Origin of the sequence: Nocardia sp. CWNU-33 (assembly GCF_046764895.1) — a bacterium.
Taxonomy (GTDB): Bacteria; Actinomycetota; Actinomycetes; order Mycobacteriales; family Mycobacteriaceae; genus Nocardia.
In genome coordinates this window covers 138,010-163,432 of sequence record NZ_JBKOQN010000005.1, presented here as the reverse complement: position 1 = coordinate 163,432, position 25,423 = coordinate 138,010, and the positions used below count along the sequence as shown (strand labels likewise).

General features: G+C 66.4%; 19 protein-coding genes and 1 other RNA gene. 9 read left to right on the top strand and 11 right to left on the bottom strand.

The genetic code is table 11. The features are described from left to right. Nucleotides 1-14: 14 nt before the first annotated feature. Complete coding sequence (locus ACLMAL_RS08535) at nucleotides 15-473, bottom strand: hypothetical protein (protein WP_411998577.1); 459 nt, start codon at nucleotides 471-473, stop codon at nucleotides 15-17. A gap of 300 nt (nucleotides 474-773) precedes the next feature. Between ACLMAL_RS08535 and ACLMAL_RS08530 the strand changes: the two genes are divergently transcribed. Beyond that, on the top strand, nucleotides 774-1,157 hold the full coding sequence (locus ACLMAL_RS08530; protein WP_406237674.1) for a hypothetical protein: 384 nt from the start codon (nucleotides 774-776) through the stop codon (nucleotides 1,155-1,157). 189 nt (nucleotides 1,158-1,346) lie between these two features. Here ACLMAL_RS08530 and ACLMAL_RS08525 read toward each other — a convergent pair whose 3' ends face one another. After that, nucleotides 1,347-2,165, bottom strand: a complete 819-nt coding sequence (locus ACLMAL_RS08525) for a slipin family protein (RefSeq protein WP_328411187.1) — start codon at nucleotides 2,163-2,165, stop codon at nucleotides 1,347-1,349. Nucleotides 2,166-2,243: 78 nt separating this feature from the next. Then, nucleotides 2,244-2,652, bottom strand: an RNA gene (rnpB, locus tag ACLMAL_RS08520) — RNase P RNA component class A. 76 nt (nucleotides 2,653-2,728) lie between these two features. Here rnpB and ACLMAL_RS08515 point away from each other — a divergent pair. Together ACLMAL_RS08515 and ACLMAL_RS08510 are read left to right on the top strand one after the other, a co-directional pair. Next, nucleotides 2,729-3,616 carry an alpha/beta hydrolase gene (locus ACLMAL_RS08515; protein ID WP_411998576.1) on the top strand — a complete coding sequence of 296 codons (888 nt, stop codon included), beginning with the start codon at nucleotides 2,729-2,731 and terminating at the stop codon, nucleotides 3,614-3,616. 174 nt (nucleotides 3,617-3,790) lie between these two features. Next, entirely contained in the window at nucleotides 3,791-4,309 is a 519-nt protein-coding gene (locus ACLMAL_RS08510; protein WP_411998575.1) for a TrmH family RNA methyltransferase, read from the top strand. 132 nt (nucleotides 4,310-4,441) lie between these two features. Here ACLMAL_RS08510 and ACLMAL_RS08505 read toward each other — a convergent pair whose 3' ends face one another. Beyond that, the gene (locus tag ACLMAL_RS08505; RefSeq protein ID WP_411998574.1) at nucleotides 4,442-5,581 is read right to left on the bottom strand and encodes a helix-turn-helix domain-containing protein; all 1,140 of its coding nucleotides are present in this window, start codon (nucleotides 5,579-5,581) and stop codon (nucleotides 4,442-4,444) included. A 488-nt stretch (nucleotides 5,582-6,069) separates the two neighbouring features. Between ACLMAL_RS08505 and ACLMAL_RS08500 the strand changes: the two genes are divergently transcribed. The 4 genes from ACLMAL_RS08500 to ACLMAL_RS08485 all read left to right on the top strand — a co-directional run bounded on the left by ACLMAL_RS08500 (nucleotide 6,070) and on the right by ACLMAL_RS08485 (nucleotide 8,425). Further along, entirely contained in the window at nucleotides 6,070-6,366 is a 297-nt protein-coding gene (locus ACLMAL_RS08500; protein WP_411998573.1) for a hypothetical protein, read from the top strand. A 5-nt stretch (nucleotides 6,367-6,371) separates the two neighbouring features. Beyond that, complete coding sequence (locus ACLMAL_RS08495) at nucleotides 6,372-6,638, top strand: hypothetical protein (protein ID WP_411998572.1); 267 nt, start codon at nucleotides 6,372-6,374, stop codon at nucleotides 6,636-6,638. 665 nt (nucleotides 6,639-7,303) lie between these two features. Continuing rightward, nucleotides 7,304-7,603: a hypothetical protein gene (locus ACLMAL_RS08490; RefSeq protein ID WP_411998571.1), complete on the top strand. Its 300-nt coding sequence runs from the start codon at nucleotides 7,304-7,306 to the stop codon at nucleotides 7,601-7,603. A 225-nt stretch (nucleotides 7,604-7,828) separates the two neighbouring features. After that, on the top strand, nucleotides 7,829-8,425 hold the full coding sequence (locus ACLMAL_RS08485; RefSeq protein ID WP_411998570.1) for an NUDIX hydrolase: 597 nt from the start codon (nucleotides 7,829-7,831) through the stop codon (nucleotides 8,423-8,425). Nucleotides 8,426-8,560: 135 nt separating this feature from the next. Here the strand turns inward: ACLMAL_RS08485 and ACLMAL_RS08480 are convergent, their stop codons facing one another. Beyond that, nucleotides 8,561-9,337, bottom strand: a complete 777-nt coding sequence (locus tag ACLMAL_RS08480; RefSeq protein ID WP_411998711.1) for an NAD(P)H-dependent oxidoreductase — start codon at nucleotides 9,335-9,337, stop codon at nucleotides 8,561-8,563. Nucleotides 9,338-9,466: 129 nt separating this feature from the next. Here ACLMAL_RS08480 and ACLMAL_RS08475 point away from each other — a divergent pair, with 129 nt between their 5' ends. Then, nucleotides 9,467-10,327 carry a helix-turn-helix transcriptional regulator gene (locus tag ACLMAL_RS08475; protein ID WP_411998569.1) on the top strand — a complete coding sequence of 287 codons (861 nt, stop codon included), beginning with the start codon at nucleotides 9,467-9,469 and terminating at the stop codon, nucleotides 10,325-10,327. Between the two features lie 54 nt (nucleotides 10,328-10,381). On the opposite strand, the gene ACLMAL_RS08470 is transcribed toward ACLMAL_RS08475, so the two are convergent. Then, on the bottom strand, nucleotides 10,382-10,810 hold the full coding sequence (locus ACLMAL_RS08470; RefSeq protein WP_411998568.1) for a hypothetical protein: 429 nt from the start codon (nucleotides 10,808-10,810) through the stop codon (nucleotides 10,382-10,384). A 159-nt stretch (nucleotides 10,811-10,969) separates the two neighbouring features. Here ACLMAL_RS08470 and ACLMAL_RS08465 point away from each other — a divergent pair, with 159 nt between their 5' ends. Continuing rightward, on the top strand, nucleotides 10,970-11,875 hold the full coding sequence (locus tag ACLMAL_RS08465) for a helix-turn-helix domain-containing protein (protein WP_411998567.1): 906 nt from the start codon (nucleotides 10,970-10,972) through the stop codon (nucleotides 11,873-11,875). Here ACLMAL_RS08465 and ACLMAL_RS08460 read toward each other — a convergent pair. From ACLMAL_RS08460 to ACLMAL_RS08440, 5 genes are all read right to left on the bottom strand, one after another. Beyond that, on the bottom strand, nucleotides 11,789-12,487 hold the full coding sequence (locus tag ACLMAL_RS08460) for a trypsin-like serine protease (protein WP_411998566.1): 699 nt from the start codon (nucleotides 12,485-12,487) through the stop codon (nucleotides 11,789-11,791). The two genes, ACLMAL_RS08465 and ACLMAL_RS08460, sit on opposite strands and share 87 nt — an antisense overlap. A 368-nt stretch (nucleotides 12,488-12,855) precedes the next feature. Continuing rightward, entirely contained in the window at nucleotides 12,856-20,091 is a 7,236-nt protein-coding gene (locus ACLMAL_RS08455) for an amino acid adenylation domain-containing protein (protein WP_411998565.1), read from the bottom strand. A 148-nt stretch (nucleotides 20,092-20,239) separates the two neighbouring features. Then, nucleotides 20,240-22,717 carry an FAD-dependent monooxygenase gene (locus ACLMAL_RS08450; RefSeq protein ID WP_411998564.1) on the bottom strand — a complete coding sequence of 826 codons (2,478 nt, stop codon included), beginning with the start codon at nucleotides 22,715-22,717 and terminating at the stop codon, nucleotides 20,240-20,242. A gap of 314 nt (nucleotides 22,718-23,031) precedes the next feature. Continuing rightward, nucleotides 23,032-24,318, bottom strand: coding sequence for a bifunctional RNase H/acid phosphatase (locus ACLMAL_RS08445; RefSeq protein WP_411998563.1), 1,287 nt, complete (start codon nucleotides 24,316-24,318; stop codon nucleotides 23,032-23,034). A gap of 70 nt (nucleotides 24,319-24,388) precedes the next feature. Next, nucleotides 24,389-25,126, bottom strand: coding sequence for a zinc ribbon domain-containing protein (locus tag ACLMAL_RS08440; RefSeq protein WP_411998562.1), 738 nt, complete (start codon nucleotides 25,124-25,126; stop codon nucleotides 24,389-24,391). Nucleotides 25,127-25,423: the final 297 nt, after the last annotated feature.

The following is a 25,423-nucleotide window of genomic DNA, read 5'->3' as shown; positions in this document are numbered from 1 at the left end:
GCTGTCGGTGGGCTCTACTGCAGCGCCAGCATGGTGCCGTTCAATTCATTCAACGGGCCGTACATGGTGAAAGTCACCCGACCGTTGGGAACACTCGACGACACTCCGGCCGCCGCGTCGAGCGCCTGGCCGAACGACGCCGCCGACGGATGCGGCAGGCCGGCGATCGCCCTCCCGATATGACTCTGGTGCACCCAGGCCGTGTCGGCGGGGCTGAGGTCCACCTGGACCCCGCCCGCCAACGGGGTCACCGCGACCGCACTAGCGGACCCGGCGCCAAACACTGCGAAAACCGATGCAGCCCCGGCGATCAAAGCGCCGGCGACCAGTGAACGAACTACCCGCATAGAGTTGAGACCTGCTTCCGCGATCGAAGAATGTACGGCCCGCTGCTGCCCGGCAACGGGCCTTGCCAACGGCGACCACTCTATGACGTCGCTCACGTTATTAGCCAGTTCCGGACGAATCGCCATGCCGGACACGCCGAGCCGCCGCCCATCGCGGCCGACTGCTAGGGTTGCCGGGCGTAGCGGGGGTTCGATATTCCCGCACATTTCGAAGTATCCGTACGTCGACAATTGGGAGTTACGCACTCATGTCATCGCTGCTTTTCGACTACCTGATGCCACTGCTCGGCCCGGAACAGGCCGCGTACTGGGCTCAGGTCTTCACAATCTCGCCGGCCTGACCTCACCGTCTCCCGCACGGCTTCGTCGCCTCCCGTTAACCACATGGGAGGCGACGTTCGTCAAGTGCCGCTAGCATCCCGCTCCGTGCAAAGAACCTCCGCCGCTATCGCGGCCAGCGCCACCCTCTTCACCCTGCTTCTCGCAGGCTGCAACGACGACACAGCAGGCAGCGCCGCCTCTTCGACCACGGCGAGCGCCGGATCGTCCGCCGCGGCCGGCGACGCCCCCGACAACATCAAAGCGGGCACCTTTGTGGTGAGCTTCCGCACCGCCTTCCCCAAACTCGCCGACGGCAAAGACAACAACAAGATTCGCGACGTCCTCGTCGAAACCTGCAAAGACGTCAAGGACGGCAAGTCGGAGGACGCCGTTGTGCAGAACATCATCAAGCACACCAAGACCGGATCGGTCGAGGCGAGCAAGGAAGAGGCGCAGGCCATCTATCAGATGGCCAAACTGCTCTGCTGAACTATTTGTTCCAGGGCAGATAATTCGGCAGGTACTTCAATACGTAGCCCACCGTGATCATGACGATGATGGCGATCAAAGGGATAAGCACGGACATCGGTCCGGTCCTTTACGTTGTGCTACCGATGGAGGGATCGTGCCGCACACCATCGAGGCGCGCGGTACCTGTATCGGTATACGCCTCCGGTGTTACGTATGAGTTCCGTCCTGGCCCGCCGCGGGTGTGTCGTCCTGACGTTGCGCCGGTGGGCTACTGCGCTCGAGAAAGCGCAGCAGCTCCACCGGGAACGGCAGCACCAGCGTCGAGTTCTTCTCCGCCGCGACCTGGACAACAGTTTCCAGAAGCCGCAGTTGCAATGCCGCGGGATGTTCCGACATCTGGGCGCCCGCCTGGGCCAGCATCTGCGCCGCCTGCAACTCGCCCTCCGCCGAGATGACCCTGGCCCGGCGTTCCCGCTCCGCTTCCGCCTGCCGCGACATCGAGCGCTTCAGCGCATCCGGCAGCGCCACATCCTTGATTTCCACCCGGTCGATGTGCACGCCCCACGCCAGGGCCGGACTGTCGATCATGAGCTCGAGCCCCTTGTTCAGCTGCTCCCGATTCGAGAGCAGATCGTCGAGTTCGCTCTTGCCGATGATCGAGCGCAGCGAGGTCTGGGCTACCTGGCCGACCGCGAACAGATAGTTCTGCACCTCGATGACGGCGGCGACGGGGTCGATCACCCGGAAATACACCACCGCGTCCACCCGCACCGTCACGTTGTCGCGCGTGATGCCGTCCTGCGCGGGCACCGGCATGGTGATGATCTGGATGGAGACCTTGCGCATCCGATCGATGAACGGAATCAACATGCGCAGCCCGGGATCCCGCGTCCCCGCGACCCGACCGAACCGGAAAACCAGCCCCTTCTCGTACTGGGTGACGATCCGCGCACTCATGGCGGTCAGGACACCGCCGACGACCGCTCCTATACCGAAAATGCTGCCGATGAGGGTAAGAATGTCCATAACTGCACCGCCAAGGCGAATCGTCTGCCACGCCGGAACCCGGTCTCGCGGCTCACTTCCATCATGGCACCGTGCGGGCGGACGAGTTGGCCTGTAAGCCGGATCCTGTCCCCGGTTCACACCGGGTGACGACCATCCATCTGGACACACCGTTGCCGGGTGCCTCGAGCGGTCCACCCGCAGGCTCGGGCGAGCAGCCCTCGAACACCTGCGCAGCCGCACCGCACGCGATGCGACCTTCGACCTTGCTCCGGGCGGGGTTTACCGAGCCGCCCCGGTCACCCGGGGCGCTGGTGCGCTCTTACCGCACCGTTTCACCCTCACCGACGCTCGCGCATCGGCGGTCTGTTTTCTGTGGCACTGTCCCGCGGGTCACCCCGGGTTGCCGTTAGCAACCGCCCTGCTCTGTGGAGTCCGGACTTTCCTCGGCGATGGGCGGCGGCACAGCTGTGCCCGTTCCCATCGCCGCGGTCGCCCGGCCAACTCGTCCGCGGCGTCCAGGGTACGTTGTTCCCGGGCCTGACCTCGCAGCTGGTCGGAGCAGAACAGTACGGTGGGGTGCCATGGAACGTGTCGAGGTCAGTTTTCCTTCGGGTAGCGAGCATTGCGCCGCCTGGCTGTATCCACCCGACGGCGTCCCCAAGCCCCGCCCGCTGGTGATCATGGGGCACGGTCTGGGGGCCAATCGAGAAATGGGATTGGACAGGTACGCGCGCCGGTTCGCCGCCGCGGGAATGGCCGTGCTGGTGTTCGACTACCGGCATTTCGGCGCCAGCCAGGGTTCACCACGCCAGCTACTACACATCGCCCGCCAGCGCGAAGACTGGCGGGCGGCCATTGCCTATGCGCGCACGCTGCGCGGTATCGATGCGACCCGAATTGCCCTGTGGGGCACCTCTTTCGGCGGCGGCCATGTGCTGTCGGTGGCGCCCGACGACGACTACATCGCGGCCGTCGTGGCGCAGGTCCCCTTCACCAGCGGCCTGGCCTCGGCCTTGGCGAAGGGCCCGACCAGCCTGACCAAGGTAGCCACCATCGCCGCCACCGACCTGCTCGTCGGATCGCTGCGCCGCAAGCCGGTGCGCATCCGACTCGCGGGCCGCAAGCGCGCCGCCGCACTGATGAGTGCGCCGGATGTGCTGGAGGGTTTCGGCAGGCTCGCCGACGAAAGTGAAAGCTACGAACCGAAAGTCGCGGCCCGGGTCGCACTGTCGACGCTGTTCGACTCCCCCGGCCGCCGAGCCAAGTCGCTGAAGATGCCGGTCATGTACATCGTCGCCGACAACGACTCGATCGCCCCGATCAAACCGACGCTGCGCGCCGCGGAACGCACCAAGCACGCCGTCGTGAAGCGTTATCCGATAGGGCATTTCGACGTCTACTTCGACGACCACTTCGAGCTGGCGGTCTACGACCAGACGGAATTCCTGGTCTCGGTGCTGCGTCCGTGACCGAGCCCGGTGTCGGGGCTTTGCCGGTGGTCTCGACGTCGGTATGCTGGAGCGGTACGGTTCGGCCGGTTCGTCGGCCACCACCAACGATGGCCCAGATGCGCCGCGAAGCATCCTCACGATGAATCTCGTTGTCTCCCCCGCACTCCCAGGGAAGGACCTTCCCGTCCTTCATTGACCGCCGCGCGGGTCCGGACCCGCCCCGAACTCCGTCGCCAACGCAGGCGGCGGGCGCACGGCTGCTGGAACCACCTGCTCATCGCGCCGCTGTGGCCGATGCACGGCGTCAACCTCGGCACCCTGCTGCGCACCTGCGATGCGGTCGGCGCATGCCTGGCGGTGCCGCGGCGACCGTGGGTACCGGATGCGCTCGCCCAGGGCAACACCCTGCGCCACCGGCAGTGTGTGCACTGGATCGACGGTCGCGTGGAACGGTGGCTGGATCGCCAACGCACCGGCGGTTCCGCAATCGTCGGCGTCGAGCTCACCGACGAGTCCATCCGCCTGGCCGACCTCCCCGCCGCCCGCAAGCGCACCGTCATCGTGCTCGGTCACGAAAGCAGCGGTATACCGCCTGAGGGACTCGAACTTCTCGATGTCGCCGTCGAAATACCGATGGTCGGGACCGGCCACAGCCTCAATGTGGCGGTCGCGGGGTCACTGGTGCTCTACAAGTTGGCCGGACTGTGCTGATGACGATCAGACACTACGGGCGCGGCACCCGAACACCGCCGCGGCGGTGCTGTCCGCCTACTCGATTGTCGAGTTTTACATCCCACTCCAACAGTGAGTATTGCCACTGAAGGTGTGACCGAGACGCACTCCCTACCCGCGTGCGGAGGCCGTTGCGGGGTCAGCGATCTCGTCCATGAGCATTCGTAGCGTGAGCGAATGCTTCTCTGGCGGTAACGCATCCAGTGCGGCCCGTGCCAGCTTCACACCCTCAGTGCGGTCGCCGTCGCGAACCAGCATCAGCCCTTGGTGCATGTCCAGGTGCGTGCGGAACCGAGGCAGCGACTCCGGCAGATCCGCCCTCGCCGCGTCCTGGGCCGCCACCGCGACCCGTTCCTCGCCGAGGCGGGCAGCCAGCAGGGAAAGAAAGACGTTCACCCGCCACCAAGGGACCGCGTAGTCGCTCGCCTGATCGTCGGACCCTGAGCGGTCGAATTCCCTACGGCCCGTGTCGATCAGCCCACGTGCCGTCGCCGTGTCGCCCTGGAGTGCAGCGGCATGGGCCTTGCCCCAGAGCGCGTTCAATCGGCCCAAACCAGGGCGGTCACTGATAGCCAACGCCTGGTCGGCGAATCGGTGCGCTACCGGCAGTGCTGCACCCTCGTAGCCCAATGCGATCGCCGCACGTCCACGGACCCATACCCGGATATCCGCGTCTTCCGATCTGTCGGCCGCTGCTGCGGCCATCGAATACCAGTTGATCGCCTTGCGCCCGTCGCTGCCGGGAAAGGTCTTGGCGTACAACGTCATCAGACGCGCAGCGATGGACCACATCCGGGGCGAGTCCAACTGCTGTTGAAGCACGATCATGTCCGCCGCCAAACGTCGTTGTATCTCAGCACCCCCCGCGCTCATGTAGTCCCGGCCGTAGGTGACGAGTCGGTCTTCCCACTCCTCGATACCCGGCCGCGCCGGGTTCAAGCGAGCCGAGAACCCTTGCGCCAAGAGGTCGGACGCCACCACGGGCGCTACGGACGTGGCAGCTAGGTGACTGAGGAACTCGCGACGGTTCACGTTCGCCTCCAACAGCTCAGGGGGGCAATCCAGTACCGCCGCAAGATGACGCAGCCAAAACGCAGAGGGCTCGGTGGCGCTGGACTCCCAACGCCGGGAAATGTACTCACGGCTGATGTTGGCACCAGATGCCTTGCACAGTTCATCGGCCAGTCTTCCCTGCGACCAGCCCTTAGCCAAGCGAAGTTGGCGGATCAGGTCGCCGGTCCCGCTGCTCATACTTCGATCATTCCCCGCCCGCAGCCAGGACGAAAGCGATACGTCCTGGCGTGGCACGGATGCCACCCCTGATGCCACTACCCGGCGGTCGCTTCTGCTGACGAAATCGGAGCAGGACGTGATGCCACTGTCGTTGCCACTTCAACGCAGGTGGCGCTCCGCGACATGGTTGTAGTCGGTACCCGGCGCCAGGTTGAACCGACTGCCGTCGTAGTCCCTGACGTCGGTGCCCCAACATCCGCAGCAATTAGGGGACAGACCATGACTGCGAGAGAACTGCCGCACCGAAGCCCGACCGTCGGCCCTAACCAGCATGACGTACGAGGATGGCGATCACTGCCAATGGAAGTGACCGAGCGCTTTGCCGTTGCTGTTCAGGAGTGGGCCGATCAGACCGCGCCCACAGAATCGTCCCGGTGCTGGGGTGAAGAACCAACCCCCAGCATCGGGCACACGAACGGCGAGATGGCGTGCTGAACCGAGACCGGATGCGTACCACCGAATCACCAGACGGCCGGAAGGTCGCAACGTGGCGGCTCACGCGTCGCGACTGCCAGGTGATCAACATCCAGAACCGCGCGGATGCGTCACCCGCCTACCGATGGCCCAGTGGGGAGGAACTGCCCGCCGCTACGCCAGGACTGGTGATACTCGATGGCCCGCCGAACCTGTGGGAGGCCCGAGACGCTTTCCCCGGGCACGGCGATCTCTGGAACGCGCTGCGTTCGGATTTCTGGGCTGCCTTGCTGTGCATGACTGACCTGCCAAACCCGCTGGGGTCGTAGTCGTGATGTCCGAGGATGAGAAGCGTCGGCGCGGCAAACTCGAGCCGTGGCTACAGAAGCAGCTCACAGTCTTCCATCAGGAGACCGCCGCGAAACTCGAGCTAGCTCCCGACAACACAGCCCCCATCTATCGGCGTCTGTCGGACGGCGAGACGTGGAGGCTAGACGACTGGTGGGTCTCGAACACAGACGCTGAGTGGGACGAGTTCGACCTTCGAGGGAATTCGACCAGGGTCGAGCCGACCAGCGTTGTAGATACCGAGGAACCGTGAACAGGGCTCATCGGGCAAGGGCACCGCCCAGTCGAATTATCCACTGGAACAACGTTATTCGACACCGACTGGTCTGCTTATCAAGACCGGCGAGCACCTACCGGCATCCCTGGGCACCGACGCCACCCAGGTTTGTCCCAACCACGGACACCGTCCGATCGAAGCCTGAATTCATTGGGGGAATCATGCGAAAACCGTTCACATCCCTACTCATTAGCCTGCTGGCCTTCGGTGCTCTGGTGAGCGGCCACACCGCGCACGCCAGTCCAAGCCGACCATTGGTCGCCGAGGCGCGAAAGCCCCTTTGCGACAATGATTTCGTCTTCTCCAAGCCGACGATCGTGCGACCCGAGATCCACGGTGACGGATGGGCGAAGTGTGACCGTCCCGCCGATGGCGGCGACCCCGCCCTGACCCACACTTACTACCTGAGCTTGCAGCGGCGTAACACCTCAGGCGAATGGGAGTTCGTCGGGCAACACGTACAGACCAGCCTCGTGCCGTGGGCGCGGCAGACCTACACCGCCACCGCGCCGTGTGTGCCCGGATTCTGGCGGATGTTACTCCCAGGTGAAGGGTACGATCCAGGGCAGGGAATTCGGCCCCATCGAGACCATCTCCCAGGAACGGGTTGTCGCAGCTGACGAATGCGGATAGGGGACGACATGGGTTTACCGAACGGACGACGCTACGCCGACTACGACGGCCCGGTTAGCGTGCGCGATCAGGTCATCGGCATGGTGCGAGCACTCACACGCCCACGACCCCGGCGGCGGCTGCATCCGGACGACACAGGAGAAGGCTACGTATTGAACCGCGAAATGGGTTGGTGGACAGTGCGCCCTGTCACCGGCTCCGGCTCGCGCCGGTGGATCAGCAAACCGAAGTACGCCACTCACTCCATTCCCGGCAACGATCGTGAAGCGGCGCTTACGTGGATGGGCACGCTGCTCGGCCTGTACTGAGATGGTGAGCCACCACGAGAGCCTCCGGCACCAAGAAAGGTGCCGGAGGCTATTCAGCGCTCGAGGGCTGTTACATGTTCGATGACGGCTCGGCTGAACCAAGGCCTTCCGTTGCGAACCATCAGGAGTGCGTCAACCAGCAGGACTCCAGCGAGAAGGCCCGGCTGTACTCGTGACCAATGGACCGGCAGTCGGTGTCGGCACCCCGCACTACAGTTGCCTGCCATGAACCCCGCGACCGCCGTCGTCGCCGAGATCGTGCGTGCGATCACACCATTCGACACCCTCGAGCGACAGCACATCGCCGAGACGCTGGCCTGGCTCGAATCGACCGATGACGTATTCCGTCGGGTCAAACCCGATACGCCCCCGCGTCATCTGGTCTCCTATGTCGTCCTGGTGGATCCGGAGGCCCGCGCCGTCTTCCTCGGACGCCACCTCCTCGCGGACCTGTGGTTGCCCACCGGCGGCCACATCGCCCCGGGCGAACACCCACTCGACGCCGCGGGCCGCGAGGCCGCCGAAGAACTGGGCATCCCCGCCGAATTCACGGTCACCGGAACCGAACCGCTGTTCCTCACCGTGACCACCACCGTCGGAACCCACAGCGGACACCAGGACGTCAGCCTCTGGTATCTCATCCGAGGCGACCGCTCCCGCGAATATGCCCTGGACCCCAGAGAATTCAGCGAGGGCCGCTGGTGGGACATCGACACCTTCGCCATCCCCGACCCCGACCCGCACTTCCCGCGATTCCTCGCGAAACTCGAATCAGCACTGCACGCTTCGCCAACTCAGCGACTTGCGGGTGACGTGCCGTGATCGCCGTGGCGCACTGCCGAGGATGACTCCGAGCAGTCCACAGTGGTCGTGATAACCACGGACCAGCAGCGCGGCGATCAAGAGACGGGCTTCGGCGCCGGGCACTTGCTTATTTCGAGGAGTGGACCACGATCGTCATCCGCGGTCCGGGCCAGCGATGTGCAGAGCGAATCCGCTGGTGCCGGGAGATTCTCGACCCGGTATCAGCTCCGAACCGTCCTGGTATGTCAGGCCGGTGTAGTCGCCGCCGGACTCCGCGCGGTACGGGATCGGTTCGGCGGTGAAGGCGGTCGCGAGTCGTTGCCGGTAACGTTCGGCGATCTCGGTGTAGCGCTGGTCGTCCAGGTGGACGGCACTGTGCTCGACGAACGGCGGCAGCACATCGAACCCGGTGAAGGACAGCACACCGTGGTTGATCGGGAACAGCAGGTCGTCGATGGGACCATTGACTCCCCGCTCGGTGTAGTGCCCAATCCTGCCGCCTGCGGTGGTGGCGACCATGGCACGTTTACCGGCGAACGGGCCCGCACCATAACGCGGCACCTTCGCGCCGTACGCGAAGTCGTAGGTGAACACTCGGTCGATCCATCCCTTGAGGATCGCGGGCATGGTGAACCACCACAGCGGGAACTGCAGGATGACCAGGTCGGCGTCGAGCAACTTTTGTTGTTCGACGCGGATGTCCTCACTAAGCCGGCCGGATCGGTAGGCCTCGCCGGAGGCATGCATGAAATCCGGACCGGTGATGTCGTCGAAGTCTGTGTAGTCGGCCGCTGCCTGCCATTTCATGGCGTACAGGTCGGTGACCACGACATCGTGGCCGTCCGCGCGCAGGACGTTGACGGCGAGGTCCTTCAGGGAGCCGGTCAACGAGTTCGGGTCAGGGTGTGCGTAGACGATCAGTACGTTCATGCCACCGATCCTGCGTCCGATGTCGGGCATCGACCAGAGACTGCTTGTCCGCCGGACTAGGGTTCCTGGGACTGGCAGGACCACCATCGTCACGAGCGGCCCGAGTGGCCCATGCGCATACTGGGATGCATGGATGATCTCGGCGACCTCGGCACGTTCCTACAGTTGCGTCGAGCGAACGTGCCGCCGGAATCGGTCGGCGTCACCATCGGTGGCCGCCGGCGGGTGGCCGGTTTGCGACGCGAGGAGCTGGCGCAACTGGCCGGCGTGAGCGTCGATTACTACACCCGGCTCGAGCAGGGCCGAGCGACACAACCGTCGGAGCAGGTGTTGGATGCACTGTCGCGGGCGCTGCAACTCGACGACGTGGCCCGCGCGCACCTGCACAACCTCGCCAAACAGCGCAACCGTCGGCCGCAGCCGACCAGCTATCCGGCCACGATTCGGCCGCAACTGCGTCAACTCCTCGACACGATGTCGGAATATCCAGCGATGATCCTCAACCACCGCATCGACGTGCTGGCGTACAACCGGCTGGCCGGTCTGCTGTACTGGGATCTGGACCAGGTGCCGGTCGACGACCGCAATCTGGCCAGGATGATCTTTCTCGACGCCGACCGCTTCGACCTGTACGCCGATCGATCGTCGTGCACCGCCGCCACAGTGGCCCACCTGCGCCACGCTGCCGGTGAGTTTCCCGATGACCCGGAGCTGGCCGCGCTCATCGGTGAGCTGTCCATCGGCAGCCGCCGGTTCAGCGAACTGTGGGCCGCCGCCGATGTCAGCGTCCGCGGTCACGGATCGCAACGCTTTCGACATCCGATGATCGGTGTGATCACGTTGCATCAGGAGCGCTTCACGCTGCCGGACGGTTCCGGCCAGGAGCTGATCACTTTGGCTCCCGAATCGGACAGCATCGATGAGGACAATCTTCGATTGCTCGCCAACCTGGGCGTCGACGACATCGGCGCACCGCAATCGCGGCCCTGAGCCGATCGGCTCGATCCGATCGACCGGATTTCGGCGTGGCGTATCGGGCTCGCCTCATCGGCCCACCCGGCGCAGGCCGGCGTACTCGAGGCAGGCGAACACCGCGACAACGATTGCTCCGATCAGCATGAACGCGACACCGAGCCCGGTCAGGTCGATCAGACCCGAGAACGCCAGCGCCACCATGCCCACCGCGGACAGCGCGTTGACGGTCACGACAGCGGTGGCCTGTCGCGGCGAAATATCCGGATAGCCCGCGATCAACAGCAGCGCGAGCGCGCCACCGAGCATCGCGATGCCGAACGGGATCGACCACGTCGTCGGCAGCCCGAGCGGATCACGCAACGCGACTGCTGCGGCGAGCATGACCACCCCGAACCCCCCTGTACTCCAGCCGTCCACCCGCAGCGCGGAGCGCAGATAGTCGGCGCCTGCCCGTGTTCCGGAAAGGGCGGGCGTGACGGCGAGGCTTGGCGTGCTCATGTCCATCTCCTGTGATCGTTTCCCTGCGAGCCGGTCGGCTCCTGGAACCCACCATGCGGACCTGAGGTGAAGGTCTCAATAACCTCGGAGGTCATGGAATGCCGAAACGCCGGTGATTAGCCTGGTCACGTGGTTGGCACGCGGACGGCAGAAAATCTGATGGAGACCCCTTCACGGGTCGGTGGCCTGTTGCGGGACTGGAGGCAGCGGCGCAGACTCAGCCAGCTCGATCTGGCGCTGGCAGCCGACACCTCGTCCCGGCATCTGTCCTATGTGGAGACCGGCAGGTCCAAGCCGAGCCGGGCGATGGTGCTGCGGTTGTGCGAAGCCCTGGATGTGCCGCTGCGGGAACGCAACATCCTGTTGCTCGCCGCCGACTACGCACCCGCCTACCAGGAGAGCAGCCTCGACGACGCCGGGCTCGCCGCAGTGCGCTCGGCGCTGGACACGATGCTCGCCGCGCACGAGCCGTACCCGGCGGTGGTGGTGGATCGGCTGTGGAATGTGGTCACCGGCAACGCGGCCATGGGCGTCATGATGCATGGCATTCCGGAAGAGTTGCTGCTACCGCAGCCCAATGTCTATCGCCTGGTCCTGCATCCGGACGGGCTGTCGGCGCGGCTGGCCAACCTGACCCAGGTCCGCGAGCTGTTCCTGGATCGGCTGGCCCGGCAGGCAAGTGCGAGCGGTGACCCACAGTTGCGCGCGCTCTACGACGAGGTCGCCGCCTACCCGCGGCTGCCGGACCCACCGAGTGAACCGAACGATGATGTGGTGCAACCGAGTCCGTTCGAGGTGCCACTGCGCATCCGGACGCCGTTCGGCGAGATGCGCATGTTCAGCACCATGGCCACCTTCGGCGCACCCGCCGATGTCACGCTCTCGGAGCTCGCTATCGAATTGTTCTATCCCCTCGACGAATTCACCGCCGCGGCCCTGCGTGGGCTCGCGGCGGCGACGTCGCCCTCCGAATCCGGTTCAGAACGGCCGGAATCCGGCCCCCACGCCACCGGTGGCGTTCACGGCCTCCAGAATCTGATCGATCGGCGCGAAGAAAGCCGGTGAGTGCAAGGGGTTGCCCGCGCCGACGCACGGCACGTTGAAGCCGATGCCGCCGAGGCCGGTCAGTCGGCCCTGGTTCATGCCGACCAGTCGATCGCCGACGGTCACCGGACCACCGGAATCGCCAGGCTTCGAGCAGGATTGATTGATGGTGGAGCCCTCCAGCCCGCCCCACACCACACCACAGTCGGATCCGCTGGTGCGCCCGCTGGTGCAGACGGTGGTGCCTGGTCCGGGCGCCGCACCGAGCCCGGAAATAGTGGTCGGCCCAACTGTGCGCACCGGGGTAACCAGGGCCGGATCGAATTGCAAGACCGCGAAGTCCAGCCCCTCACCATTGTCCGAGTAGGCCACTACGCCGATCACACCGGCATCCAGCGTCTTCTCGGCGGCCAGGCGCGCGCCGGCCGAAGCGCAGTGACCGGCGGTCAGGCCGACCAACCGATTCGCGCTGTCATAACCGATGGCGGTCAGCGAGCACGCCGAATTGTTGTCGAACACCAGGCCGGAACTGCCGCCGAGCACCGCATTCCCGGCTGCCTGCGCGGTGCTCACACCGACGAGACCGACGCCCGCGATGACAACCGCAACGGCCGCCATCCACTTGAACTTCACGCTCAGTACTCTCCTTCTCGAAACCCACAGGCCGACATCGGAATCGGCCACACGACAGCCCACCCTGCACATGCTGGAGTACCGCCCCGACAGTTCTGCGGCCATCGCTGGCAGGGCGAGCACCGATGACCGGTTTGTCCTCTAGCTACCTCAACATCACGGGGCCGGACCCGATCCGCAGCAGGGTGTGCGCCGCGCCGCATCGTCAGGCCGCGGCGATCCTGCCACAGTGAACCCTAGTCGGATCGAAATGTCGTCCCCTACCGCACTTTTCATGAGAGAGAAGACACCCGATGCGGGACCCGGCCACCGACACCCGAGGTCATGCCTTGCGCGCATGACCCCTGGCCGGGCGGTCGGAACGGTGCTCACGCGTCGAGCATCTGCGCGCCGAGCTCCTGATCCAGGCGGGAATCAGCTGTCGACATCGCCGCGTCCAAGTGCATGGCGACCACACCGATGTGCGGCTCGGCCATCATCTGCAGGTGGTCACCCGGCACCGCCACCTGGGTGAAGCGGCGTCCTGCGTACCGCTTCCAGCCGTTGTCCGCGCTGTCGAACATGCTGCCGACTGTCCGATGTGCCACATCGACGCCGGGCGGCAGTCCCTCGCTGGCCCGCAACAGTGTGAAGTCGCGGTCGTAGGGCTCGAGCTTGTATCCCAGCAGCGCGGTGTAATTGGCGTGGAACACGTCGTAAAGCCTGCGAATGGCCTGCGGGGAGCTGTCGGCGGGCAGAATCCCCGATCTGATCGTCTCGGCGAGCACCGCGTCGAACAGTTCGTCGGTGCCGTGCACCTCGGGCTCGAAATCGACCAGTGCGACCTGGTTTCCGCGCGCGTACCAGAGCAGTTCGAGGAAGAACCAGCGGATCAGCTGCTCCTGCGCAACCGGCGCACGCCTGTCTTGCTGCCGCAATGCGAGCGTGTCGAGCAGCGTCACACTGGCGACCTCGTGTTCGGGCAGCCGCCGCGCCATCTCCAGCGCGACATTGCCGCCGAAGGACCAACCCGCAAGGTGATAAGGGCCTTCCGGATGGACCCGACGGATGGCCTCCAGATAGGACTGCGCCATCGCCGGGATGGACGTCTCGGGTGTGCTGCCCGAGTCGGCACCTGCCGCCTGCAATCCGTACACCGGACGGTCCGGGCCGAGGTAGCGGGCAAGTGCCAAATAGCACAGCACATTTCCGCCGATAGGGTGCACAAGGAACAGCGGCGTCTTGGCGCCGCCACTGATCGGCACCACCGGGTCGAAGGTGCGGTGGGTGTTCCCGGCTCGGATGAGTGCAGCCAGCTCGCCCGCGGTCGGTGCGCCGATGAACGTATCGAGGGGCACCTCCACGCCCCAGCGCCGCGACAATCCCATCACCACACGCATGGCCCCGATAGAGGTGCCGCCGGAGGCGAAGAAGTCGTCATCGAGCCCGATCGAGCGCAGCCCGGCGTATTCGGCGAGCAGCTCCACGGCCGACCGCTCGTATTCGTCGGCCGGTTCTCGCTGGGCGGCAGCCGAATCGGGGGCATTCTCGACGATCACGCGCAGGGCGTTGTCGTCGCGCTTGCCGCTCGGCGTACGGGGCAGTTCGTCGAGCCAGATGAACCGCGACGGCACCATGTGGGCGGGCAGCACCGCACGCAGATCGTGGCGCAGTGCGGCCATATCGGTCTGGTCGGCCGCACCGACCAGGAAGGCGATCAGCGCACCGTCGATACCGCCGAAGCCGCGGGCGACCACAGCCGCCTCGGTAATGGCGGGAAATTCCTCGAATCCGAGAATGCACAGCTCGACCTCGGCGGGTTCGACCCGGAAGCCGCGGATCTTCACCTGACTGTCGCTGCGGCCCAGATACACGATGTCCCCGGAGGACAACCGCACGCCGAGATCGCCGGTCCGGTACACGATCGCGCCGCCGTGGGTGGCCACGAACCGCTGCGCGGTCAGGCCCGGCCTACCGTGGTAGCCGCTGGCGATCGAACGACCGCCCAGATAGATTTCGCCGATCACCCCGTCGGGCACCGATCGCAGCGCACCATCGAGCAGTTCCGCGGTATCGCCGTCGACCGCTCGGCCGATCGCGGGCAGCGCGGGGAAATCATCGGCAGGCCCGAGCAGCGCGTACTTGGTGGCCACGTGGGATTCGGTGGGGCCGTATTGGTTTTCCAGCAGCAGGCCGGGCACCACCTTGCACAGGGCGCGGATCTCGTCGGTGATGCGCAGTTGCTCACCGGAGGACACGAGGGCCTTCAGGCTGGTCGGGAACGTGCGCTTAGCGACGACGGCCTCCGCGAACGCCTGCAGCGCGACATAGGGCAGAAACAGCCGCTCGATGCCCTCCTCGACAACAAGATTCAGCAGTTCCTCGACATTCGACCGCAGATCCACCGAGCTCACCCGCAGCGCCGAGCCCGCGGCGAGGGTGGTGAAGATTTCCTGGAACGAGACATCGAAACTCAACGGCGCCAATTGCAGGGTGCTGGCCAGACCCATCCCCGACGGTGTGCGGTTCTGCCATTCCACCAACGTGGTCAGGCCACGGTGCGGCATGGCGACGCCCTTGGGCTCCCCGGTGGAGCCGGAGGTGAACAGCACATAGGCCACCGCATCCGGCGACACGTAATCCGGTACCACCCGTGCCACACCGGTGACGTCGCCGGTGTCGAACAGCGCGGCAGTATCGAGCACCAGGGCGGTGTCGTCGACGATGCAGGCGTATTCCGCGTCGGCGATCACGCGATGCGGGCGGGCCCGGTCGATCATCAGGTTCAGCCGAGCCCCCGGATAGCTGACATCGAGCGGCACGCAAGTCGCCCCGATCCTGGTGAGGGCGAGCACGAGCACCACGAGCTCCGGGCGTCGGCCCATCATGATGCCGATCCGGTTGCCGGGCGCTATCCCGAAACCGCTGAGCCGCTGCACGAGTCGATCGCAGTGCTCGATCAGCTCGGCATAGGTCACCGTGTGGTCGTCGCCGATCAGCGCGATCGCGTCGGGGTTGAGCGCGGCGGCATCGGCGACGAGGGTGCCGACATCGCGGGCGGTGGCCGGGCCGGAGCCCCGATCGATCGCCGAATCCGGTTCACCGACAATGCCTGCCAGCATCCGCAGTTGGGTCAGCGCGACGGTTTCGCACTGGTCCTTGGTCAGGGTGTGATCGCCGTTGACCCGCACCCACATGCGGCCGTCGCGCGGATCGGTCGCCACCGTAACCAGTAGCTGGAAGTTGGTCTCCTCGCGAACATCGAAGTCGCGCAACCGGACGCCATCGATGCCTGCGATCGGCGCGAACACGTGGTAGTTGACGAAGTTGAACGCCGTCTCGAAAGCGGGCCCGCCGTCGGCCAGGATGGACCGCAGCGGGTAGTGCCGGTGCGGATAGGCCTCCCGCTCCCGGCGCGCGACCTGCTCGACCGCCTCCCACCAGGTGCCCGCGCACGCGTCCAGCCGTATCGGCAGCGTGTTGAGAAACAGTCCCGCAATGCGTTCGGCCCCGGCCCGATCCGGACGGCCGTGACTGACGACGCCCGTGGTGACATCGGAACGGCCGGTGACCGTGCGCAACGCAAGGCAGTGCGCGGCCAAATAGACCGCTTTTTCCGGCACCTGGTTCCGGATGGCGAACGCGGTCACCCGTTCGGCGAGCCTGCGCGGCACCAACGCCTGCGCCTGCGGTGGTGCCGTGACGGCGGCCTGGTGGACGCCCAGCGCCGTCAATGCGGTCGGCGACGCGTCTGCCAAAGCGGTGCGCCAGTACTCGCGCGCCGAATCATCGTGAATGGCAGCCTGTTCGGCCTGTGCGTACTCGGCGAGAACGGTCGAAGAGTGCGGGCGGTCGTCGAGGACGGACTCGACGAGCCCGAGGCGATGCAGATAGTCCAGCAGTAGTTCGAGCACCGAGGTCGCAACGCTCCAGCCGTCGAGGATCGCGTGGTGGAAGCTGAGTACCAGGTCGACGGTCTGCCCGGTGTCTGCGCCCGGCCGGAGGAAAACGCGCACGACATGCAGTGGGGCACGGGCGATGTCGTACTGCGCGTGCCTGCGCTCCTGCAAGTAGGACTCGACCCGCTCATCGGCGAGCGTGGAGTCGATGCCGGTGAGATCGACAATCTCCAGCTCGTAGTCGATGGCGGTGTGCACCACCTGCAGCGGGATCGAGTACCTGCTCAGGTCGAACGAGGACCGCAGCGCGGGCTGCCGCGCCACCAGCCGATCGAAGGCGACCCGGAATTCCGCCGCGTCCCACGGCAGCTCGAACCGGTAGCGGAACACGTCCTTGTAGCTGACCGAATCGGCGCGCTCGATACTGTGGAAGAGCATGCCGAGTTGTAATGCGGTGGCGGGGAATGCGTCCTCGGCCTGATACAGCGCGGCCCGGTCGATCAGCGGCACCGTCTCGAAGGCCGCGGCGATCCGAATCCGCGTGCCCTCCTGGCCGTCGGTGACGATCCCGGCCAGCTCGGCGATGGTCGGATTCTCGTAGAACCCGTCGACATCGAAGTACAGGCCGGCCCGCTCGGCGGCGGTGCGCACCGACAGCGCGAGGATGGAGTCACCGCCGTGAGTGAAGAAGTTATCGTGCACGCCGATCGAGTCGACGCCGAGCACAGAGCGCCAGACCTGCACCAGCTCGGCCTCGACGGCGGTGCGCGGCTCGGCGCGGTGTCCGACGCCCGTGAGCTCGGTGGCGGACTCCTCGAGCAGCGCGCGTCGATCCAGTTTTCCGTTGCGGGTCAGGGGAATCCGATCCACCCGCACCAGGCGCGTCGGAATCATGTAGCGCGGCAGTCGAGCGGCGAGCAGATCGGCGATCTCGTCGCCGGTGATCTCGTCGCCGACGAAGTATCCGACGAGCTGCACACCGTTGGTGTCGGACCGCTCGTCGACAACGGCGACCGCCCGCACACCAGTGCAGCCGAGGATCGCGTTCTCGACCTCGCCGAGGGTCACCCGGTTGCCGCGGACCTTCACCTGATCGTCGTAGCGGCCCAGGTATTCGAGGGTGCCGTCGGGCAGCCAGCGGGCCAGGTCGCCGGTGCGATAACGGCGACGGCCCGGCACCGTGCGGTCGTCGACGAAGGCCGCCGCGGTGAGTTCGGGGCGGCCCCGATAGCCGCGGGCCACACCGACGCCCGCGATATTCAGTTCGCCGGGCACCCCGACGGGCAGTCGTCGGCCCGCCTCGTCGAGCACCAGCAGATCGATATTGTCGATCGGGTGGCCGATGGGCACCACGGCGAGCGAATCATCGTCCGGGCAGTCGAAATACGAGACGTCGACGGTGGCCTCGGTCGGGCCGTACAAATTCACCAGTTGCGGCGGGGTCGTCCGCGCCGCCGCGTATAGCGCGTGAAAGCGGCGCAGCAGGGCCGGCGCCAGCGCCTCACCGCTGCAGAAGACCCGGCGCAGCGTCGCGAGGCGCGGCAGGATTGTGCGATCGGCCTCAAGTTCGTCGACGAAGGCGGCCAGCATGGACGGCACGAAGTGGATGACCGTCACCGAGTTCGTCTCGATGGCATCGACGATGCGGCGCGGGTCCCGTTCGCCGCCAGCCGCCAGCAGCGCGACGCGCGCGCCCGCGATGGCCCACCAGAACAACTCCCACACCGACACATCGAAGGTCACCGGAGTCTTCTGCAGGATGACGTCGCCTGCGGCCAACGGGTAACGACGCTGCATCCAGGTCAGCCGGTTGACCACCGAGCGATGTTCGATCATCACGCCCTTCGGCTCGCCGGTGGAGCCCGAGGTGTAGATGAGGTAGCTCAGATCGGCCGGGTGCGAGATGTTTTCGACGGCCTGACGTGCGGGCGGCGTGTTCGCCACCGATACCCGGGCGACACCGAGCCCGGCGTACACCGAGGCGTGCTCGGGGCCGGCGACCACGAACCTGGCGCCGCAGTCGGCGAGCACCGTTTCGATGCGCGCCGCCGGATAGTCCGGATCGAGCGGAACATAGGCGCAGCCCGCACGCAGAATGCCGAGCACCGAGATCAGCAGGTCCGTCGATCGTGGCAACACCACCGGGATGCACTCGTTGCCCGCGGCGCCCAGCTCGCGCAGCCTGGCGGCGAAACCATCCACGCGACGGGACAATTCGGCGTAGGTGAGCGGCTTGTCGCCGGAATCCGCGGCAGGCACCAGCGCAACGCGGTTCGGGTTGCCGACGGCCTGTTCGGTGAACAACCGGTCGAGAGTGGTGTACGGGAAATCGGTGCGCGGACCCGTTTCGAAGGCGGCTATTGCCGCGGCCTCCTGCACGGACAGCATCGGCAGCGCGCCCACCGGCATCTCCGGATGGTCCAGTGCCGCGGTGATCATTTCCCCCACACTGCGCAGCGCGGATTCGACCGGGAAGGTCTCGGTGAAAACGTCCGTGTCGTAGAACAACTGGAGATTGATCGATCCGTCTCTGCCGTCCTCGGCGACGACGATGGTGAGCGCGTCCGACACCGTGCCGGGATTGAGCACCGTCCACTTCGAGATGAGGTCGTGGACGTAATCCGCGTCGGGCAGCTTGGTGAAGGAGTACTGGACGTCATATAGCGGTGGCGCCGACGGATCGCTGTTCAACGCACGCGCCAGATCGCCGTAGGGAAACCGCTGATGCTTCTTCAGACCACGGATCTGCTGGGTGACCTCCGCCGCAACCTGCGCCAACGGCACGTTCCGGTCTACGCGTACCGGCAGCGGGACGACATTCGCGCGATGGCCCTGGGTACGGAAGGTCTCGGCCGAGTGCCGGTTGAGCATCGGGCAGCCGATGACCACCTGGTCGGTGCGGTGGATCGCCGTCAGATAGGCCGCCACCGCAGCGGTCGTATAGGCGAAGACGGTGAAGCCGGTCGCCCGGATGCGGTCGAGGAAGTCGCCGGGAATCATCGTGCTGTAGTGCCCGCGCACGACTTTCGGCCGCTCCGACCGGCCGGTGAAGAGGGCGGGTTCGATCCCGTCCAGCGCGGTGAGCAGCGCGTCGCGATCCCTTGTGTACTGCTCGGACTCGCGGTAGGCCCGGTCGTCCTCGGCGATCGCCCGATACGTGGTCACCGAGCGATCGGTGTGCTCGGTGGGCGACTCGGGCTTCGCCAGCTCCGCCAGCGGCACGCCGTCGGACTTGGTGTAGCTGTCGTTGAGCAGCGCGATCAGTGGATTCAGCCCGTAGCCATCGGCCAGCGCGTGATGCACCGAGATGAACATCCAGAACCGGTCCGGCCGGTCCACCACCGCGGCGAGCCGCGCGGGCCGACCGGGCAGCTCCGGGTCGGCGACCGCACGCCACAGCCACTCCTGTGCCGCGGCAACCGGATTCGGCGCATCGGTGAGATCGAACACCTCGACCTCGGGAATGTCGTCGCACACCCACTGGCGGAATTCGCCATCCTCGAAGGAGAACCGCAGCCGCAGCGCGTCGTCACTCATCAGCGCGCGCTCCCAGCACGCCTGCAGCCTGGCGATCTCCAGCGGTTCATCCATGCGGAAGCTGTAGGTCTGCTGCGCGACCGGATCCGGTGCCAGCCGGAAGGCCAAGCCGAGTACATCGCGCTGATACGCGCTGACCGGCCAGGCCTCGTCGGGTCTCTCGGGGGTTGCGCTGGTTTCCGACGTCACAGTCACTCCTATCGCGACAGTCGCGGCACCGGCCGTGCGCAGATCTGCCTAGGCTGTTGCCACAGTTATCCAGTTTTGGATACCGATAAGCACCGGCATCGACTTCGATGCCGGGCGTCTCGATTGTTTTCGGGGCGAACGCCGCCGGTCAGAGAACGGCCAGCAGCGCGCCTACGCTTTCGTCGGCGAGGCGCTCGGCCCGCTCGCGGGATACCGCGGGCTCGACATAGCCCACGTTGAAGGACAATTCGCCGTGCGTGGCGTTGGCGGTGGCCATGATGAACCCGCTCACCGACATGCCCGAGACGAATTGGGCGCCCGACAGCTGCCAGGATCCGATCTTGTCCGGGAAGGGATAGTTGCCGAGGTAGGTCATGCACAGATGGCCGGGACCGCGGGTGTCCATCAACTTCACCGTGGCGGCGCTGGCGGCCACCGATTTCGGTGCCGCGACCTTCAGGAGATTCAGCGCCGCAAGGTGATCGCGGCGCCGCATCCGCGTGCCGTACGCACGCTCGATCTCGGTGGCGATCTGCCAGAGCGAAGACCACGGCGCGTACTCGGCCGGGGTCGCGATCATGCCCTGATAGGTGCCGACCTCGGTGTCGGCGACGACGCCGTCGAGGTGCGCACGGAAGTTCACCGAACTGCCTACGGTGTACCAGGCTTCCTTCGTGGTGCCTGCTTCGCGGGCCGCGGCGACCAGCAACGCCGCCGACAATGCGGCCTGCAGGCCGACGCCGTTGCGCGCGCAGCCTGCGCTCAGCGCGTCGAGCTGGTCGCCGTTGAGGCTGCGATGCACGACGCGGCTGCGTCGTAGCGCAGGCGGTGCCAGTTCGGTCGGCTCCAGCCGCCGCGGGCGGCGCAGCTGCGATTTCTGGTCGCGCAGTAGCGATCCGATGGTCCGCCCGATGCCGCTGCCACCCTGGAATCGGGCCGGGAACAGGTCTTCCGGGCCTGGCCGGATCGGGGCGGGAGCCAGCTCGGCGCCCTCACCCGAGGCAACCTGGAGCACCTGCTTGGCCACCGACATCGCGCTCTCGCCGTCGGCGATCGCGTAGTGCAGGGTGACGATCAAGTCGCTGATCTGGCCGTCCGGCGTGCTGATCAGCACGGCGCGCGCGAGCGGTCCCTGGCGCCAATCGAACGGCTCGCGCAACTCGATATCATCGACCTCGGCCAGCCAGCGTTGCGGCTCGTCGGACTCGACGACCCGCAGCGGGATCGGCCGATTGGCCACGGGCGCGAATCGCGGTGCGGTGCCGTCGGGTTCGGCCGCAACCGCGACGCGCAGCAGCGGATGTCGGCGCTGTACTTCGTCGAGGCCGGTCCTGACCTGCTCTGCGGTGATGGACCCGTGCACCCGCACCCGGGCCAGGATGTGCAGCGGGGCAAGCTGATCGGCGATCCAATGCCACCGCTCCATCGGGGACAGCCGGCGCGGCAGCCGCGCGGTCGGCCCGTCCAGTGGCGGGAACGACAGCGGCTTCGCCGTCTCACGCAGGAAGAATTCGGTGGGCGCGTGCCGGAAGTAGGCGTCGCGCACCTTGATCAGCCTCGGGTCCGTTGTCTGCTCGATCTTCCCGAGATTCGACGACCCGTTGACGAGCATGGCGGTCCTTGCCGCACGCAGCTGTTCATAACGACGCAGTCCCGCAACGGGATCCAGTGAAGTCTTCAAGGTGTGCGCGAGCACCACCGCATCCTCGATGGACGCGTTGGCCCCCTGGCCGAGGCTGGGCAGCATGGGGTGGGCGGCGTCGCCGAGCAGGGTGACTCGGCCCCGGCCCCACTGCTCGAGCACCGGGCGGTCCTGGGCAGGCACCGCGAGAATGCCGGATTCGTCGGTCTGTTCGAGGCAGGCCCGCACCTCAGGAGCCCAATCGGCGTAGAGCCGCAGCAGCTCCTGTTTACCGCCTTGCCAGTCGGCGGCCTCGGCGGCGGGCATGGTCTTGGTGCCCCACCAGTAGACGCGGCCGTGACCGATATCGTGGATGCCGAAACGCATGCCCGTGCCCCAGTAATGGGCCGAGAAGCCGCGCGGTACCGCGGGGTGCTCGAAAGGGATGCAGGCCAGCCAGCACACGAAGTTGCCGGGGCGGGGCTCAGCGCGGCCATGCAACTGTGCGCGCACGGCGGAGTGGATGCCGTCGGCGCCGATCAGCAGGTCGCCCTCGGCGATGCGGCCGTCGGCGAATTCGACGCGCACGTGCTCGCCGTCGTCGATGAAGCGGGTTGCCTGTGCGCCGACGTGAGTCGGTGTGTCGCCGACCGCGCGCAACAGCACGTCGTGCAGGTCGCTGCGATGCAGAGCAATGCTCGGAGAGCCGAGTCTGGCGTCCTGGCGGTGGACGGGAAGTACACGCAAGGGAGTGCCGTCTGGATAGCAGAACCGGAACGTCTCGACCTTGCCGCCGCGTTCGAGCAGCTCGTCCTCGATGCCGAGGCCGAGCGTGCGCAGCGCGCTGAATCCATTGGCCGACACCGAAAGTCCGAAGCCCTGGGCGCGCAGCTCGGGCGCGGCCTCGTACAGCTCGACCCCGAACCCCGCATGTCGCAATGCGACCGCAGTGGTGAGTCCCCCGATTCCAGCTCCCAGAACGACAACTTTGATCGGACTACTCATCGAACCTGCACTCTCATCGAACACTCAACGACCCAGGGGTGCCTCCTGTTTCGAAGCGGCCGGCGAGCCACATCGCTCGTCGGTCGTCATCCCCCCTCGGGCGGCGCTGTTCGATGACGGATCGTCCTCGGGAAACGCAGTCGGAGCGGGATGCCCTGTGCCAGACCGCCCCGAAGCCTACCCCGATCGCCGTGTCTGAAACGAGATCGAGTGAGATTCACCGCAAGGACTCGGTTCGACAGGCTAATTCCGTTGAGATGCGCAATAATTCACGCTTTCCGAGGGCGCCGCCGTTGGTCGTATGCTCGAGACAGTCACAGATATGACGTGTCATTGACCAGGCGCACCGACGATCCACCGTCAGGATAGAACTCGGCGATCGACAGCGACGCCAGGTCCAAATGCAGGCGATACAGCAGCGAAGGACCGACGCCGAGCGCCAGCTGCAGCAGCGTCTTGATCGGGGTCACATGACTGACCACCACCAGGTTCGCGCCGGGATACAGCGCGACCAGATCACGCCGTGCCGCCTCCACCCGCTCGCGCACCTGATCGAAGCTCTCCCCGCCTGGGGCGGGCACCGAAGGGTCACCCAGCCAGCGCGCGTGCAGCTGTGGATCACGCTGCGCCGCCTCCAGGAACGTCAGGCCCTCCCAGTCGCCGAAGTCGGTCTCGATCAGGCCGTCGAGGACATGCACCGGGACATTCAGCGCGCTCGCCGCGGCCTCGGCGGTCTGGCGGGCCCGGCCGAGCGGGGAGCACACGACGGCCGCAATATTGCCCTTGGCGGCGAGCATCTTGGCGGCGCGCGCGGCCTGCTCGCGACCGAGTTCGGTGAGCGGCGGATTGCCGCGGCCCGAATACCTGCGCTGGATGGAAAGTTCGGTTTGGCCGTGGCGCAGCAGCAGCAGGCGGGTCGGGCGGCCGGTAGCGCCGGTCCAGCCCGGGGCGGGCGTCGTTTGCGCACCGATCGGTGCCGCATCCTCGGAATCTGCCACCGCGCCCTGCGCATTCGCGCCGGTTTCCGGCGTAGCCCGTGCGTCCCTGACCTCGTCGACCCAGCTGGGCAGATCGCGCTCGACGCCGAGGGGAGATCCCTGAGCGGGCGCACCACGCGATGTGGTGCTGCTCCGATCGCCGCCTGCGGGCGCGTGCCCGGCATCGAGCGCGGTACGCACCTCGCCGACCAGCGAGGCGTCATCCATCGCCTCGTTGGCCAGTCGATCCGCATGCGAATTCTCCGCGCGCGGAATCCAGGTGAAACTCACCCGATCGAAACCCGCGACCAGCCTGCGCGCCCGGTCGGCCAGCGGAATCATGGCCGCGTGCTTGACCTTCCAGCGCCCCGACATCTGCTCGACGACCAGCTTCGAGTCCATCCGCACCGCCACCACACGCGCGCCGAGCTCGGCGGCCGCCGCCAAACCGGCAATGAGGCCACGGTATTCGGCGACATTGTTGGTCGCGACACCGATGTACTCACGGCGCTCGGCGAGAACACTCGCATGATCAGCGTCGAAAACGACCGCGCCGTAACCGGCAGGCCCCGGATTGCCACGGGAACCACCGTCGGCTTCGACGATCACCTCGAGCTGGGCCATCATTCCCCTCGTTGAACTCGACCTGCCACGGTCACGGTCCGAGCACGCGCCGAAACGCGGGCTCGAAAACTCACAGGCCCGATTCCTTGGTGCGCACCATCACCGCGCCGCATTCCGGGCAACGCACGATCGCGTCGGGCGCGGCCTTCGCGATGCGCGCGATCTCACCGCGGTCCAGCTCGATCCGGCAGGCCCCACACCGGCGAGCTTGCAGCAGCGCCGCGCCGACACCATGCTGGGTGCGCTGACGGTCGTAGATGCTCAGCAGATCAGCAGGGAACAACCCGACAAGACCCGACCGATCGCCCTCGCAACGGCCTTGCGCCACATCGAGATCCGCGAGTGCCTCGTCCCGCAGCCGCTGTGCGTCGGCCAGATCCTGCTCGGTCTTGTCCAGGCGCGCACCCGCATGCTCGTGGTCGGCGGCGGACGCCTCGCGGCGCTCCATCACCTCGAGCAGCTCGTCCTCCAGCACCGACCGACGCCGCTCCAAACTGCCCAGCTCATGCTGGATCTCCGAAAGCTGCTTGGCACCCACCGAACCAGCGGTCAGCATCCCCTTGTCGCGCTCCTCACGCTTGCGAACCGCCTCGACCTCACCCTCCAGCTTGCGGATATCGCGATCGAGATCGTCCAACACGATCTCCACGGCCACCGCGGCATCCTTGTGGGCATTGCGCTCCACCTCCAGCCGCACCACCTCCTGCTGCTCGGGCAGCACGGTGCGCCGATGCGCAATCCGCGTCAGTTCGGCGTCGACAGCGGCGAGCTGCAGCAGCTTGGCCTGGATCGGGGGTTCGACATTCAACGCGAACAAACTCCTGGACGCTATGGACGGATGGGAGGCACCGCGCGCCGGTACGACGGCGAACACCAGTGCTCAACCGTACCTCGGACGGCTGGTGGATCAGGTCCGAGGCCACGTCAGCGGGTGTTGGGGTGTGATGCAGGGGCCATATCCCGGGGACGGGGTCATGAAACCAGGCCGACAAGACGCCACCACGCAATGGCTGTCCATCCCCGCCGGGAACCAGGCCCGCACCCAGCCTTCAGACGACCCCGAGTCCGAGACGCCGGAGCCCGGTGGCCCGCCCGGACAACCCGC